This is a genomic window from Gymnodinialimonas mytili (assembly GCF_037544085.1).
Lineage (GTDB): Bacteria > Pseudomonadota > Alphaproteobacteria > Rhodobacterales > Rhodobacteraceae > Gymnodinialimonas > Gymnodinialimonas mytili.
The window spans coordinates 964,974-978,901 of sequence record NZ_JBBIFW010000001.1; the positions used below are offsets into that span (position 1 = coordinate 964,974).

Consider the following 13,928-nt stretch of genomic DNA (forward strand, 5'->3'; position numbering starts at 1 on the left):
CCCCTTTGCCCGGTTCAGATGTTAGGGTGTTTTATCTGCGCCGCGGCAGATCGGCAATCGCCCTCGGACAGGGCAGATTCAGGCGGAAGCGACCAGCGAAATCGGCGGCGCGTGATCCACCGATTTCTGCCTGGGCGCAATCTCGATCTGAGCGTCGGCTTCGATCATCGAAATCACATCGGACCGGGCCATGGGTCGCGCAATACCAAAGCCTTGTAGGCGGAAACATCCATGTTCGACCAGGAAATCGGCCTGCGCCGCATCCTCGACCCCCTCCGCCAGCGTACCGACCCCCAACTCATCGCAAAGGCGCAGAATGGAAGAGGTAATGATCCTTACGCTGCGGTCGTTGTTCACGTTGGCGATCAGGCTACGATCCAGCTTCACGCCACTGACATTCAATTGGCTGAGATGGGCAAGCCCGGCATAGCCAACCCCGAAATCATCCAGATAAACCGAAAAACCGTGTTCACGTAGCTCATTTATGCGCGCCGCGGCAGCGGAATTGGTGGTGTCTGGTCCAAAGAAGGTTGTCTCCAGCACTTCGGCGACCAGCCAGTGAGGACTGAGCTTCGCGTCATAGACAACCCGGTCGAGCGCATCCATGAAATCAGGGTGCGCCAACGCGTCCGAGGACGTGTTGAACGCGCCGCGAATGCGATGACCGCGACCATGCAATTCAGATACTAAAGAGGTCACGGCGCGAATTGCAGCAAAATCCACATCGGCCAGCCGGTTCAAACGCGATGCGTAGGGCAAGAACCTATCGGGGCTGACGACCTCGCCATTGGGCCTTGTCCAACGGGCCAGCGCCTCAACCGATCTGATCCGTCCTGTGCGGGCGTCCAAGATGGGTTGGTAAAGGAAATCGATGCCATCGTTGTCCAGCGCACTCACAAACTCTTCCAGCTTTGCGTTTTCAACCTCCTGTCTGGCATGCAGATCCGCATCGTAACGCGCAACATGGGCGGCGCCGGGCGCCTTCGCCTCGTAGAGCGCAAAATCGGCCAAACGGATAAGGTCTTCGGCATTGGTGTCAGTGTCTTTGCTGAGGGCAACGCCGATCGATGCGCCGCAATTCAGCATCAGGTCCGACCAGGGAATGGGCTCGCGAATGCGTTCTAGTAAGTTATCGGCAAGGATTTGCAACGCATCGAAATCGGTGACACCTGGGCAGGCGATGACGAATTCATCCCCTCCCATCCTGCAGGCCAGGTCGCCATCGCCAATCGAAGCGCGGATCGCATCCGCCACGTGACATAGCAACCGATCCCCGGCGGCGTGGCCGTGACTGTCATTCACTGCCTTGAAGTGGTCGAGATCGATGTAGAGCAGACCAATTTGCCCGACATGGGGCCGTTGATGGCGCAGGATCGCATCCGTTGCCTTCAGAAAAGCGATCCGATTGCTGAGCCCCGTCAGCGCGTCTTGATGCGCGGCCTGATGCAGATCGGCCCGGGCGCGTTCAAGCTCCTGCTCGCGACGCACCTGCTGGGTGACATCGCGTGAGACCAGGATGACCCGCTGTTCGCCCGGTCGTGGCTCCACCACCGACAGATTGAATTCGTGCCAAAACCGTTCGCCGTTCTTGCGGATATTGGGACGTCGGACGAGATTGTGAAACTCGTAGCTGTCGGGATCGTGGACGAACGAGTTGATTTCTTCGTCGCTCGGGCGAACTTCGGGCGGGAAGCAAAATTCCTGCGGACGACGGCCCACAATTTCCTCAAGCGTGCGCCCCATGATCCTGCAATAGGCGGGATTTGCCCATAAAATCCGTGCCTCCATATCTTGGTAGACCAGACCGTCATTCGCGTGTTCGGCCACTTGGCGCCAAACCGCCTCTTGCGCCGACAGCGTTTCCAATTCCTGTCGCGCCTCAGCAAGCTTCCCTGCCTTTTGCCGGGAAATCCTGATGCGGCGCTGAAGTACAGCAAGCGAGATAAGCAAAAGCAGACCCAACAGGGCCTCTGCAACGAACAGGGAGCTTAGACGACCAAAATCGAGCACCAGGGACAGATCGCCCAGAGAAGCAAAAACATACGTTGGCACCGCCAAGTCACTCATCGCCATAACACTGCTACGTGCGCACGCTACGGCCATTACCCAAATGGATTCTTAATTTTCCCGCGCGAAGCCTCTCAACTTTTTGGAGGAATTTAGAGAATTGCAAGAAAATGCACCCGCCGCGTGTGTTTCGTTTTGCAAACGACACCGCAGAGCATCACCAGGATCGCGACCGGTTTCATTTGACAGCGCCGCCGACGACCCCCATCAACGCCGCTGCTGAACGGCCATGCGAGGGAGGGTTCGGTGCGCCATAACTTGCCCCATGCCCAGCCCGGTCAGGTTATCGGTCTGTTCGGCGGATCCTTCGATCCACCCCATGCGGGTCATGTCCATGTCAGCCGGGAAGCGCTGAAGCGTTTCGGACTCGATCGTGTATGGTGGCTGGTCAGCCCGGGCAATCCTTTGAAATCTCGCGGGCCTGCGCCGTTGGCAAGGCGCGTTGCGGCTGCGCGCGCCCTGGTACAGCATCCTCGGATCGAGGTCACCGATCTGGAGGCCCGTTTGGGTACACGATACACAGGTGCGACGATCGAGGCGCTTATCGCGGCCTATCCCGGCGTTCGGTTCGTGTGGTTGATGGGTGCTGACAATCTGGCACAGTTCCACAAATGGCAGCGCTGGGATTGGATCATGCGCACCGTGCCCGTGGGCGTTCTGGCGCGGCCAGGTCAACGCATCTCGGCCCGAACCAGCATCGCTGCCCAGCGGTTTCGCGATTGGAAGATCCCGGCCTCAGCCGCCCATGGGCTGGGTCGGCGTCAAGCACCCGCCTGGTGCTTTTTGAACGTTCCTATGTTAAATATTTCCAGCAGCGACATTCGCGCCCGCGGCGATTGGGACGGTGCCTAGCTAGGCACGACGCTCGAACAGCGACGCAAGACCCGATGCCAGCAACAAGCCCAAACCCAGCAACGCGAGCGTGTCGGGGATTGCACCGAAGACCAGCAACCCCAGCACAGTGGCCCAGATCAACTGCGTGTAGACAAACGGCGCCATGCGGCTGGCCTCGGCCTGGCGATACGCGATGATCAACAGAAAGTTGCCCAACATCGAAGCCGCTGCCGAGACGAGCGTCAACAAAGCAATTTCTGCATTCATCGGTGGGATTGCCACAGACCCGGGAACAGCAAGGACCAGCGCACCGATAGACAATTGCGACATCAGCAAACCACGCGGGCGGGCCAGTTCGGCGATCCATCGGTTCATCACCAGATAAATCCCGTAGCAGATACCGGCGAGGACGGCGAAGCCAATGCCCGGCGTCATGCCGAAGCCAGGCTTGACGACCAACAGGACGCCGACGAATCCCATCGTGATCAGCATCAAACGGGTCCCCGAAAACGGCTCTCGCAAGAGCCAGACGGAAAGCGCCCACGACAGGATTGGTCCGACGAAGAATGCCCCGAACACATTCGCAATCGGTTCCGTCTGAAGCGCTGTCAGGATCGATGTAATCCCCGCCACCAGCAACAGTGCCCGCGCCCAAATGCGCCAATCGGCGAACAAAGACAGCGGCATGACGCGCAAGGCAAAGGGTGCAATCAGCAAAGCACCGAGGCCAAACCGGCTCCAGGCGACAAACACCGGCGCCGCGCCATGGCCCGATGTCAGCAACTTGCCCGCCGTATCGCCTGCGGGGATCAAGGCCATGGCCACCATCATCAAGGGCAATGCGCGCAGCGTACTTTTGTCCATGGCTGGCCCATACGCCGCGTTGCTGAAAAGGGAAAGCCCGCCCTGTCCAACAAAAGACTGTGACCGCGGCCCGTTGGGCCCTATCGCCTTGGGATCAGGGGTTGAGCCCGCAGACGCCTCCGCGCTAGGCTAAGCCCACCCACGGGCCGTTATTTGATCAGAATGATTTCCAAGCGTTTCTTCCTTGGCGGGCTATTGGCAAGCACCGCGACATCGGCCTGGGCGGCGGCGCCCGAACGGTCCCTGCGCCCTGTCATCCGACCCAACGGCTTCCTCGCCCGCACCATCGACGAGGCCGCTGATATCATTGCAGAAGCCAATTTGGGCGGCCGTGTGGGTTTTGCCGTCGCCGATGCCGCTACCGGAGAAATGCTGGAGGTCGGCGCGCCGCTATACCCATTGCCACCGGCTTCCGTGGCCAAGGCGATCAGTTGCGCATATGCGCTGGACCGCTTAGGCCCCGCCCACCGGTTCCGGACACGCTTGGTGTCGGACGGTGTTCTGGCCGACGGTCGGTTGGATGGCGATCTATGGCTTGTGGGCTCTGGCGATCCGATCTTCGACACCGACGCCCTGGCGGAGTTGGTCGACGGCTTGGCTGAACTTGGCCTGCGCGAAGTCACCGGTCGCTTCCGCGTCGCCACCGGCGCGCTGCCCGAGATTTGGCAGATCGATCCGGCACAACAGCCCTATGCGGGCTACAATCCGTCGATCTCCGCGCTAAACCTGAATTTCAACCGCGTCCATTTCGAGTGGGAGCGTCAAGGCGAGGGATACACGATTTCGATGGACGCACGCTCGGCCAGTTTAAGGCCTGCGGTGCGTGTTTCGCGAATGCGGATAGAAGAACGCTCGGTGCCCGTCTACACCTATACAGACAGCGAAGACCACGATGCCTGGACGGTGGCCCGTGGTGCGCTTGGCAATTCAGGCAGCAGATGGCTTCCGGTACGCCGCCCCGCCGCCTATATGGCTGATGTGTTCCAGACCTTAATGCGCGACCGTGGCGTGTCGCTGGACAGCCCGGATTTTACCGATGCCGCACCGGAAACGGCACTGGTTTTGGTGGAGCACAGCTCTCCTGAACTAGAGGACATTTTGCGCGGCATGATGCGATGGTCGACCAACCTGACTGCCGAAGTTGTGGGGCTCTTGGCGACGCAGGCAGGTGGCGTCATTCCCGGGAGTTTGCCCGAGTCAGGCGAGGCGATGGGCGCCTGGATGCGCGACACATTGGGCGCGCGCAATGCCACTTTCGTGGATCATTCGGGCCTGGGTGTCGGTAGCCGGATCCGTCCGCAGGATATGACCCAAGCACTGGTCAATGCAGGGCCGAGTGGGTTGCTGCGCGAGTTGATGAAAGACATTCCGATGTACGATAGCGCTGGCAGCCCGGTGCCCAATCATCCGATAGATGTTGTCGCCAAGACCGGCACGCTGAACTTTGTGTCAACGCTTGCAGGATATGCTCGGATCCCCGGAGGGCGCGATCTGGCATTCGCCATCTTCTGTGCCGATCTTGATCGACGCGCGGCAATCCCGCCGGAACAAACCGAACGCCCGCCGGGCGCGCGCAGTTACAACCGCGCCGCCAAACGCCTGCAACAGGCGCTGATCGAACGTTGGGGCGCCGTCTACACCTCACCTAGCGGCCTTTAGCGGCGGGCGTGGAACAATTGCATCAGGCGGATATGGGGGGCGAAGGGCTCCGCTTCGGACCGCTTGGGGGCGTCCATCACCCGTTGCACCAGCACATAGGACAGGATGCCAAAGGCCACTCCACCGACCGCCTGCCCGATTAACACGCCTTCGGCACCGAGCCAGGCTGAAAAGATGATTACGAACGGGATCGTGCCCAATGTATGCCGCCCCCAATTCACCCAGGTCGAGGTGAACGGGTGGCCCAGATTGTTGAAGCTGGCATTCGACACGAAGATCATACCGTTGAAGAAGAACAGCAGCGCTAGCGGGCCGCAGAACAGAAAGACAAGCTCACGCGCCGATCCGGTGGCACCGAAGAGATCGGCAATTGGGCCGCGCAGAACGAATAGAATTGCCGAGACGGACAGGACAACGATGCCGGTGAAGATCAGCGCATCCCAGTAGGTGCGGCGCACACGGTTGAGTTGTCCTGCGCCGAAGTTTTGACCCACAATCGGGCCGACTGCGCCCGAGAGAGCAAAGAGAACGCCAAAGGCGACCGGTGTCAGGCGCGCCACGATGGCCATACCGGCCACGGCCTCCTCCCCATGGCTGGCCATGGACCGTGTGACATAGGCTTGGCCCACAGGTGTGGCCAGTTGCGTCAGGATCGCCGGACCGGCAAGCGCCAGTATCGGACTCAGATCCAACCGCAAATCCTGTAGCGTCGGGCGCGCCAGACCGCCATGGTGACGCAAGATCGGGAGGATCGCCATCACTCCGATAGCAATCCGAGCTGCAACCGAGGCCAGCGCGGCCCCCGTCAATTCCAAGTCGAAGCCAAAGATCAGGATCGGGTCGAGGATCGCGTTCACCACCCCGCCCACAATGGTGACCATCATCGACCGCCGCGCATCGCCATAGGCACGCAAGATGGCGCCGCCAACCATCCCAACCAACAGCAGCGGCAAAGACGGCACGATGATCTGAAGGTATCCGACGGCCAGATCGCGGGTCGTGTCCCCTGCCCCCAATAGGCCGACCAAAGCCGGTAGGTTCACCCAGACCAATGCCGCGAACAGCACCCCAAAGACAACGCCAAAGGCCAAGGTGGTGCTGGACCTGCGCCGGGCCAGCGCCACGTCGCCTTCGCCCAGAGCCCGCGCCACCAAAGCCCCACCGGCAATGGCCATGCCGATCCCGAAGGATGAGGTGAAGAACAGGATTGCCCCGGCATATCCGACCGCGGCGGCAAGTTCCGCTTTGCCGAGCATCGAGATGAAGATCATATCGACGAAATCGACCAGGAAGACTGCCATCAGACCAAGCGAAGAGGTTAACGACATCACCGTGATGTGCCGGAACGGAGATCCTTTTAAGAAAACAGCTTGGGATTGCGCCATGCCCTATGCCTCGCACGGCGCCCCACAGATCGCCAGCGATATCCTGAACAGAACCACAACCTGCTACCCTGCGCACGCCCGAGCTTTGCGAGGGCGCCGGGTCGGTCGCGGGGCGCAAGGGCCCGTCAGTGCCCGAGCACGCGCCGAGGCCCCTGGCCCGTGCCCACGACCGAAGCTTGCGCTACTGGATCTCGCAGACCGACATCTGGTTCGGGATTGTTGTCCACCACTGACCCGTCCAGCTTCCCCCGCGCGAAGCCGCGATGGCGGGGCAAACTTGGTTGGCGTGGCCTTGGTTCCAGATCGGCCCTGCCTCAACGGCTCGTGCAACACGGATCTGGCAGACAGACATCTCATTGGGAATAGTCGTCCACCATTGGCCCGTCCAGCTTCCCCCGCGCGACGCCGCGATGGCGGGGCAAACTTGATCCGCATGGCCTTGGTTCCAGATTGGGCCAGCTTCGATGGCCACTTGGGCTTGGCTGGCTCCGGGCAAGGTAAGTGCGGCGGCGAGGAGAAAAACAAAACGGCTCAAAACAGGCTCCGGGCGAAAAGGGGTTATGCGCCCGACCATAGTCCAACCGACGGCCTACTGTCTCGCAGGGTTTTCCCGACCCTCGCGAACCCTGCTACCGCATGAGCGCTAAAGCTGAGGTTTGACCTGCAACAGGCGCATCACATCCGCCATTTCCGGACCACGTTCACGCCCTGTTACCGCTTTGCGGAGCGGCATGAACAGGCCCTTCCCCTTACGGCCGGTCGCCTCTTTGACGGCGTTTGTCCAATGGCTCCAAGTCTCGGCGCTATAGGGCGGGTCCGGCAACATCGCGAAGGCCTCTGCCACAAAATCCCGATCTTCGTCATCGACCAGGGCTGATCCGCCGTCGCGAAACAGCTGCCACCAGTCGGCCATCTCAGCTCGCGTCCCGATATTGGCCCGCGCGACGTCCCAAAAGGCGGGCGCCAGATCCTGCGGCACACCCAACGCGGCAACCTCATCTGCTACGGCCTCCAAGGGCATCTCGTGGATCACCCGAGCCGACAGCGGCCACACGTCGTCGATATCGAATTTCGTGGGTGCCGAGCCAAAGTGGTCCAAGTCGAACCCCTCCGCCAGCTCATCCATCGATCCGGCCAGCATCACGGGCTGGGAAGATCCGATGCGCGCCATATGGCTGAGCAACGCCATCGGCTCCATCCCCTGGCCGCGCAGATCCCGCAGGCTGAGCGTCCCCAACCGCTTGGACAGCGCCTCACCGGCCGGACCGGTCAGCAGAGAATGGTGCGCAAAGTGCGGGTGATCGTGGCCCAGCGCAGCCATGATCTGGATCTGCGTCGCAGTATTCGTCACATGGTCGGATCCGCGCACCACGTGGGTCACACCCATATCGGTATCATCGACGACCGACGCGATAGTATAAAGCACCTGCCCGTCGGCGCGGATCAGCACCGGGTCACTGACCGACGCCGCATCGATGCTGAGATCGCCCAAGATCCCGTCTGTCCATTCAATTCGCTCGTGATCGAGTTTGAACCGCCAGACCCCCTGCCCCCGCTCGGTCCGCAAAGCGTCTTTTGCAGCCGCATCCAGCGCTAGCGCGGCCCGGTCATAGACCGGCGGCTGGCCCATATTGAGCTGTTTCTTACGCTTGAGATCCAATTCGGTCGGGGTTTCCCACGCCTCGTAAAACCGACCCTTATCGCGCAACTCATCCGCGGCAGCGGCATATAGGTCCAGCCGGTCCGATTGCCGTTCGACGCGGTCCCATTCAAAGCCCAACCATTCCAGATCTGTCTGGATCGCATCGGCATATTCCGTCGTCGAACGCTCCGGATCTGTGTCGTCCAGCCGCAAGATGAATTGTCCACCGGCCTTGCGGGCGATCAGGAAGTTGAACAGCGCCGCGCGCAGGTTGCCGATATGCAGGTAACCGGTGGGCGACGGCGCGAAACGGGTGACGACAGACATGGTATTCACCTTTGGTGGATTGCGGATCTTCCTCTTTCATGTGGCATGGCTTTTGTCCATATCGAGACCATGGAGATCGCCGACCTGACCGCACCGGACCTTGGAGCGCTGGAAGCGCTGGCCTATTCCGCACGTGCAGCCCTTCCGCCCCCATGGGCAGACCCAGCCAGCCAGGTTTTGATCCGTGTCGAGGACTTTCCCGATCCTGCGATGTTGAGGGATCTTGAGATCGAGGATGGTTTCGCCTTGACCGGGCTCTATGACGGCATCCCACTGACCCAAAAATCGGTGATGGATCAGCCCGACGGGCCTGATACGATCTGGTTGTTCCGACGTCCGATCCTGGATGAATGGGCTGATCGTGGCAACGTCAGTTTGGGCGAGCTGGTAACCCATGTACTGGTTCACGAGTTCGCACATCACTTTGGCTGGTCCGATGCAGATATCGCGCAGGTCGATGAATGGTGGCGGTGATATGCCGATCTGGTCGCATCCGGACAACCCGAGATGTTTTTCCAGTTTTAGAAACTTTACGTTAAGGAACTTTTCTTAAACCTCGTATGAGTTAGTTATTGAGCTTGTGTTGGGACGAGATCAAATGAGTTACATGGTGGCCGATCCTCAGGATCAGGCGTTGTCACGCCTTATGGTCTGGATCAATGATATTGATCTGCCGATGTTCGTCTTACGCCGAACAGATGACACGCGATTGGAATACGTCCATGCGAACGGCGCATTGGGGCGTATCGCCGGGTTTGACAGCTCAATCATGGCGGGCGAAACGCCAAGCAACCTGTTCAACGCACGCACGGCGGCCAAGTTGGAAGCCAATTACTGGGAATGCCTGAACAGCGATGATCCCGTCTCTTACGAAGAATGTGTCATCATCGATGGGCGTGAGACCTGGTGGGAAACGACACTCTCCAAACCGTTTGGGTTCGAAGGGCAGATCGTGCTGGGTCTGGCCGTCAGCATCACCGATCGAAAGCAAAAAGAATTCGCCAATGCCGAGATGATAGCTGATCTGAATGCACGGCTGGATGAGATCAAGTTGTTCTCGACCATGGCAGCCCATGATGCGCGCAGCCCGCTTGCGACGGTTTCCGCGTTGATCGACTTGGTGCTGGATGGCTTCAGCGATATGGGCGACGGCAAGGCGGAACTTCTCAGCCTGTGCGCAAAGACGGTCGATGAGGCGCTCGAACAGATCTCAGCCACGCTAGAGCGAGGGCGCCAGTTCAAACAAGCCTCGACGCAAGGCGACCGCGTGGATCTTGGACGGCTTTGCGCAGATATCGCGGCGATGGTTGATCCTGAGATGCAGATGGATATCGAGATCCCGCAGCAGATCGTCGAATGCGACAAAGTCGTGGTTCAGATGTGTATTCGCAATCTGGTCTCCAACGCGGCCCGGTACTGCAAATCAGCAATTTCCATCCAGGTCACACCATCTGCTCGCCCTGGTATGATCGTCATGGAGGTCTCTGACGACGGCCCCGGCGTGCCGCCCGGCACCACGGTGCACGACCTGAGCCAGGCAGCTGAGTCGCGCGGTGACGGTCATGGCTTTGGGTTGAAATCGATCTCGAACCTTCTGAGCAGTCATGGCGGCTCCATCGAAATCATGCATGACCCATCGGAAGGCGGCCTGCACGGAGCGCGTTTCTGCATGACCTTACCAGGTCGCATCATCGGTTAGCTGGGCGTTACGGACCAGATCTGTTGCAATCGCGCCAGTCCGGCAGCCACCAATTCCTGCACGACATCCAGATCCACATCCGCCAACTTGTTGATGTAGACGCAAGAGGCCCCGGTCTTGTGCTTTCCTAAGCGCGAGAGGATATCGCCGAAATCTTGATATCCCGGCATAATGTACAGCGACAAGTTCGCTTTTCTGGGGCTGAATCCTGTGGCTAGAAAACGCCCCGAGCGACCGGATTCGTAGACGTAGTCATAGGAACCATAGCCAATCATCGCATCGCCCCATATCTTTGGGACAAATCCGGTCACCTCGCGAAACACCTTGTCCAGAAGCAAGCTATCGGCGCGCCGCGTCGGATGCTCTACAGATGCCAGAAATGCCGATACATCGCCATCGCCGGCCTGGGTCTTGTTTTGCGAATGCGCCATGCCGTCCTCTCCAGGATGCCATAGCGTATCACGGATCATGCAGCGCGCCCAAACACCGATGTCAGACACGCTCTCCGGCCGACATGCGCGACAGAAATGCCTCGGCGCTGTCGATCGTGTCGGACCTCTTTTCATCGGACATGCGCATCCATGTGCGGTACATCTGCGCCATTCTCGGGTTTTTTCCGAACCGGTCGCGATGACGGTGCAGGAACGCCCAGTACAGGTAGTTGAACGGACACCCATCCTCACCTGTCTTGACCTTCACATCGTAGCGGCAGCCCTTGCAGTAATCCGACATCTTATTGATGTAATTGCCGCCTGACACATAGGGCTTTGAGCCGACGATGCCGCCATCGGCAAATTGACTCATCCCGATCACATTGGGCGCCTCGACCCACTCATAGGCATCGGCATAGACCGCCAGATACCATTCGTGAACGGCGTGGGGATCGATCCCGGCCAAAAGGGCAAAATTGCCCGTGACCATAAGGCGCTGGATGTGATGCGCGTAAGCCTCTTCCCGGGTCTGGTCGATGGCGGAAGCCATGCAAGCCATCTGCGTCTGGCCGTCCCAATAAAATTCCGGCAGCGCACGATCATGGCCCAAAACATTGCGCTGCGTATAATCGGGACCCTCACGGAAATAGATCCCGCGCATGTATTCGCGCCACCCGATGATCTGGCGAATGAAACCTTCCACCGCGTTCAGAGGGGCAGTTCCTTTGGCATAGGCCTCGGCGGCAGCCTCACAAATTTCGTGCCAAGTCAGCAGTCCGGCGTTCAGATACATCGACAGGATCGAGTGATAGAGGAATTTTTCGCCCCCCATCATCGCATCCTGATAATCGCCAAATTGCGGCAGCGCATGGCTAATGAAGTGTGACAGCGCGCGGCGGGCCTGGCCAATATCCGTGGCGAACCAAAACGGGCGTAGATCGCCAAAATTGTTGTCGAACCGGGCCGCGACCAGATCCAGCACCTCTTCCACGACATCATCCGGCGTGAAATGCATCGGAGCCGTGTCGATAGAGCCGGGCGGCGGTTTGCGGTTGTCATGGTCGTAGTTCCACTTGCCGCCCTCGGGCTTGTCGCCATCCATAAGAAGACCGGTCTTACGGCGCATCTCGCGATAGAAATACTCCATTCGCAGTTCTTTGCGGCCCTCGGCCCAGGCGTCGAATTCGGCATGAGAGCACAGGAACCTATCGTCGGGAAACTGATGCACCGGGATGGGCATCTCTTCCAGGGCCGTGATCAGACGGAATTCCCCAGGCTCGGTGGCGAAGCATTCTTCGGCGGAGGTTGCCTCACAGACGCGCAGGATTTCACCGGAAATCGAGCCCGCATTGTCGGGATCATCCAGCTTGGTGTAGCGCATCCGCCAGCCATCCGCCTCAAGGTTTGCCGCGAATTTGCGCATTGCCGCGAACAGGAACGCGATTTTCTTGGGGTGATGGGGCACATAGCCGGCCTCATCCGCGACCTCCGCCATCAACACGATGTCACGCGTTTTGTCGGCCTCGCGCAGGGCGGCGATATCGGGCGAGAGCTGATCGCCCAGGATCAGGATGATACGCGGTTTCACCAGGGCACCTCCGCGCCGGAATAGTCGAAAAAGCCACCCGATTGGTCGGGTCTCAGGTCATCGAGTACGCCCAACAGATTTGCGGCGGCCTCGGTCGCGGGCACCTTCTTGTGCGCGGGGTAGCCTGACGTGAACGGGGTCGCGACCGTGCCGGGATGCAACGCCACCACGATGGCCTGTTTGCGCTTGCGCCCCAATTCTATCGCTGCGCCATGCGTGATCTGGTTCGCCGCCGCCTTTGCGGCGCGATAGGAATACCACCCGCCCATGCGGTTATCCCCGATCGAGCCCACGCGCGCCGTCAAGACCCCCACAACACTCCGCCTGTCTCGCGGCAAAAGGCGGGGCAATTGTGCCAGGATCAATGCCGGGCCAATCGCATTCACGGCGAAAACCTGCGCCATTGCATCGGCGTCAATCGCGTCGAGTGTCTTTTCTGGCGCACCGTCGGAAGGCGCGAGAATACCGGTTGCAATGATCACGCGGTCGAACGCGTCGTCCAATTCTCCGAAAACGCGCACGACGCTAGTTTTATCCGTCACGTCCAGTCCGTTTTTGCGCCGCGACAGGCCGGTAACCTCGGCGCCCCGCGCCCTCAGCGCCTTGGCCATGGCTGCGCCGATGCCGCCGCTCTCTCCGATAATCAGTGCTCTTTCCATGACCCCGGCAGCTAAGCCGCGCGCCGATTACGTCAACCGCTTGCAGGCCACGACCAACCCATGCCATCACCCAATAGAACGGAGGGCGAACATATGGGCGAATTGATTTTGGTACGGCATGGGCAGGCCAATTCCGGCGCCCAAACCGAAGAAGAATATGATCGCCTGTCCGCGCTTGGGCACACCCAAGCGGGTTGGCTGGGCGAATGGTTCCGCGCCAATGAGGCTGATTTTGATGTCACTTATAGCGGGACGATGCGCCGCCATCGCGAAACCGCATCGGGTATGGGATTGAACGGCGTGACCGAGGATGCCCGATTGAACGAACTCGATTACTTCGCGCTCGCTCGCGACATCGAAATCACCCATGGCGTGCCGCAGCCCGCATCCGAACAGGATTTCGCACATCACGTACCGCAAACCTTCCGCGCTTGGCACGCGCAGGAAATCAACGGATCCGAGGCCTTTGCCGCGTTCGAGGCGCGCATCGCGACAGTGCTGGCCGAAGCTGCCACACCCGGCCGACGCGTCGTATGTGTGACATCAGGCGGCGTGATCGCCATGTCGATGCGGATTGCGTTGGGCTTGGATGCAGATCGCCTCGCGCAGGTTTTGCTGCCGATCTACAATTCGTCGATCCATCGCTTTCGCGTCGTGCCCGAGGGCACGTTCCTGACCTCTTTCAACGCGATCCCGCATCTTCAGGCATCGGATCGTGAGACCTGCCGGACGTGGGTGTGACGCAGCCCCTAAGTGACAGCGTCATTGACCCA

Annotated in this window: 13 protein-coding genes; 5 read left to right on the plus strand and 8 right to left on the minus strand. The window is 59.9% G+C overall.

What is annotated here, in order from left to right; translation table 11 throughout:
• Positions 1 to 78 precede the first annotated feature (78 nt).
• The gene (locus V8J82_RS04795) at positions 79 to 2,067 is read right to left on the minus strand and encodes a putative bifunctional diguanylate cyclase/phosphodiesterase (RefSeq protein ID WP_339972688.1); all 1,989 of its coding nucleotides are present in this window, start codon (positions 2,065 to 2,067) and stop codon (positions 79 to 81) included.
• Positions 2,068 to 2,313: 246 nt separating this feature from the next.
• Here V8J82_RS04795 and V8J82_RS04800 point away from each other — a divergent pair, with 246 nt between their 5' ends.
• Positions 2,314 to 2,919 (plus strand): nicotinate-nucleotide adenylyltransferase, encoded by a 606-nt coding sequence (locus V8J82_RS04800; protein WP_339972690.1) that lies wholly within the window; start codon positions 2,314 to 2,316, stop codon positions 2,917 to 2,919.
• Here the strand turns inward: V8J82_RS04800 and V8J82_RS04805 are convergent, their stop codons facing one another.
• Positions 2,920 to 3,765, minus strand: coding sequence for a DMT family transporter (locus tag V8J82_RS04805; protein ID WP_339972693.1), 846 nt, complete (start codon positions 3,763 to 3,765; stop codon positions 2,920 to 2,922).
• A 162-nt stretch (positions 3,766 to 3,927) separates the two neighbouring features.
• On the opposite strand from V8J82_RS04805, the gene dacB reads away from it, so the two are divergent.
• Positions 3,928 to 5,424 carry a D-alanyl-D-alanine carboxypeptidase/D-alanyl-D-alanine endopeptidase gene (gene dacB / locus V8J82_RS04810; RefSeq protein ID WP_339972695.1) on the plus strand — a complete coding sequence of 499 codons (1,497 nt, stop codon included), beginning with the start codon at positions 3,928 to 3,930 and terminating at the stop codon, positions 5,422 to 5,424.
• On the opposite strand, the gene V8J82_RS04815 is transcribed toward dacB, so the two are convergent.
• The 3 genes from V8J82_RS04815 to gltX all read right to left on the minus strand — a co-directional run bounded on the left by V8J82_RS04815 (position 5,421) and on the right by gltX (position 8,778).
• Positions 5,421 to 6,809, minus strand: a complete 1,389-nt coding sequence (locus V8J82_RS04815) for an MATE family efflux transporter (protein WP_339972697.1) — start codon at positions 6,807 to 6,809, stop codon at positions 5,421 to 5,423. The two genes, dacB and V8J82_RS04815, sit on opposite strands and share 4 nt — an antisense overlap.
• 181 nt (positions 6,810 to 6,990) lie before the next feature.
• Positions 6,991 to 7,344 carry a mannan-binding lectin gene (locus tag V8J82_RS04820; protein ID WP_339972699.1) on the minus strand — a complete coding sequence of 118 codons (354 nt, stop codon included), beginning with the start codon at positions 7,342 to 7,344 and terminating at the stop codon, positions 6,991 to 6,993.
• A 108-nt stretch (positions 7,345 to 7,452) separates the two neighbouring features.
• Positions 7,453 to 8,778, minus strand: coding sequence for a glutamate--tRNA ligase (gene gltX, locus V8J82_RS04825; RefSeq protein WP_339972701.1), 1,326 nt, complete (start codon positions 8,776 to 8,778; stop codon positions 7,453 to 7,455).
• Between the two features lie 45 nt (positions 8,779 to 8,823).
• Here gltX and V8J82_RS04830 point away from each other — a divergent pair, with 45 nt between their 5' ends.
• Positions 8,824 to 9,252 (plus strand): metallopeptidase family protein, encoded by a 429-nt coding sequence (locus V8J82_RS04830; protein ID WP_339972703.1) that lies wholly within the window; start codon positions 8,824 to 8,826, stop codon positions 9,250 to 9,252.
• A gap of 124 nt (positions 9,253 to 9,376) precedes the next feature.
• Positions 9,377 to 10,477 (plus strand): PAS domain-containing sensor histidine kinase, encoded by a 1,101-nt coding sequence (locus V8J82_RS04835; RefSeq protein ID WP_339972705.1) that lies wholly within the window; start codon positions 9,377 to 9,379, stop codon positions 10,475 to 10,477.
• On the opposite strand, the gene V8J82_RS04840 is transcribed toward V8J82_RS04835, so the two are convergent.
• The 3 genes from V8J82_RS04840 to V8J82_RS04850 are packed head-to-tail and all read right to left on the minus strand — an operon-like array spanning position 10,474 to position 13,155.
• Positions 10,474 to 10,947, minus strand: a complete 474-nt coding sequence (locus tag V8J82_RS04840) for a DUF1801 domain-containing protein (protein WP_339972707.1) — start codon at positions 10,945 to 10,947, stop codon at positions 10,474 to 10,476. The genes V8J82_RS04835 and V8J82_RS04840 overlap by 4 nt on opposite strands.
• Positions 10,948 to 10,969: 22 nt before the next feature.
• Positions 10,970 to 12,496 (minus strand): cryptochrome/photolyase family protein, encoded by a 1,527-nt coding sequence (locus V8J82_RS04845; protein WP_339972709.1) that lies wholly within the window; start codon positions 12,494 to 12,496, stop codon positions 10,970 to 10,972.
• Positions 12,493 to 13,155, minus strand: coding sequence for an SDR family NAD(P)-dependent oxidoreductase (locus V8J82_RS04850; RefSeq protein ID WP_339972711.1), 663 nt, complete (start codon positions 13,153 to 13,155; stop codon positions 12,493 to 12,495). Before V8J82_RS04850 ends, V8J82_RS04845 begins: the two co-directional genes overlap by 4 nt.
• Positions 13,156 to 13,248: 93 nt before the next feature.
• Between V8J82_RS04850 and V8J82_RS04855 the strand changes: the two genes are divergently transcribed.
• A complete protein-coding gene (locus V8J82_RS04855) occupies positions 13,249 to 13,896 on the plus strand; it encodes a histidine phosphatase family protein (RefSeq protein WP_339972713.1) in 648 nt (215 codons plus the stop codon).
• Positions 13,897 to 13,928 lie beyond the last annotated feature (32 nt).

What these genes read in the sequence shown, in the direction of transcription:
- V8J82_RS04795 (WP_339972688.1), bottom strand. Translation starts at nt 2,067, where the DNA reads ATGAGTGACTTGGCGGTGCCAACGTATGTTTTTGCTTCTCTGGGCGAT.
- V8J82_RS04805 (WP_339972693.1), bottom strand. Translation starts at nt 3,765, where the DNA reads ATGGACAAAAGTACGCTGCGCGCATTGCCCTTGATGATGGTGGCCATG.
- dacB (WP_339972695.1), top strand. Translation starts at nt 3,928, where the DNA reads ATGATTTCCAAGCGTTTCTTCCTTGGCGGGCTATTGGCAAGCACCGCG.
- V8J82_RS04815 (WP_339972697.1), bottom strand. Translation starts at nt 6,809, where the DNA reads ATGGCGCAATCCCAAGCTGTTTTCTTAAAAGGATCTCCGTTCCGGCAC.
- gltX (WP_339972701.1), bottom strand. Translation starts at nt 8,778, where the DNA reads ATGTCTGTCGTCACCCGTTTCGCGCCGTCGCCCACCGGTTACCTGCAT.
- V8J82_RS04830 (WP_339972703.1), top strand. Translation starts at nt 8,824, where the DNA reads ATGGCTTTTGTCCATATCGAGACCATGGAGATCGCCGACCTGACCGCA.
- V8J82_RS04835 (WP_339972705.1), top strand. Translation starts at nt 9,377, where the DNA reads ATGAGTTACATGGTGGCCGATCCTCAGGATCAGGCGTTGTCACGCCTT.
- V8J82_RS04840 (WP_339972707.1), bottom strand. Translation starts at nt 10,947, where the DNA reads ATGATCCGTGATACGCTATGGCATCCTGGAGAGGACGGCATGGCGCAT.
- V8J82_RS04850 (WP_339972711.1), bottom strand. Translation starts at nt 13,155, where the DNA reads ATGGAAAGAGCACTGATTATCGGAGAGAGCGGCGGCATCGGCGCAGCC.
- V8J82_RS04855 (WP_339972713.1), top strand. Translation starts at nt 13,249, where the DNA reads ATGGGCGAATTGATTTTGGTACGGCATGGGCAGGCCAATTCCGGCGCC.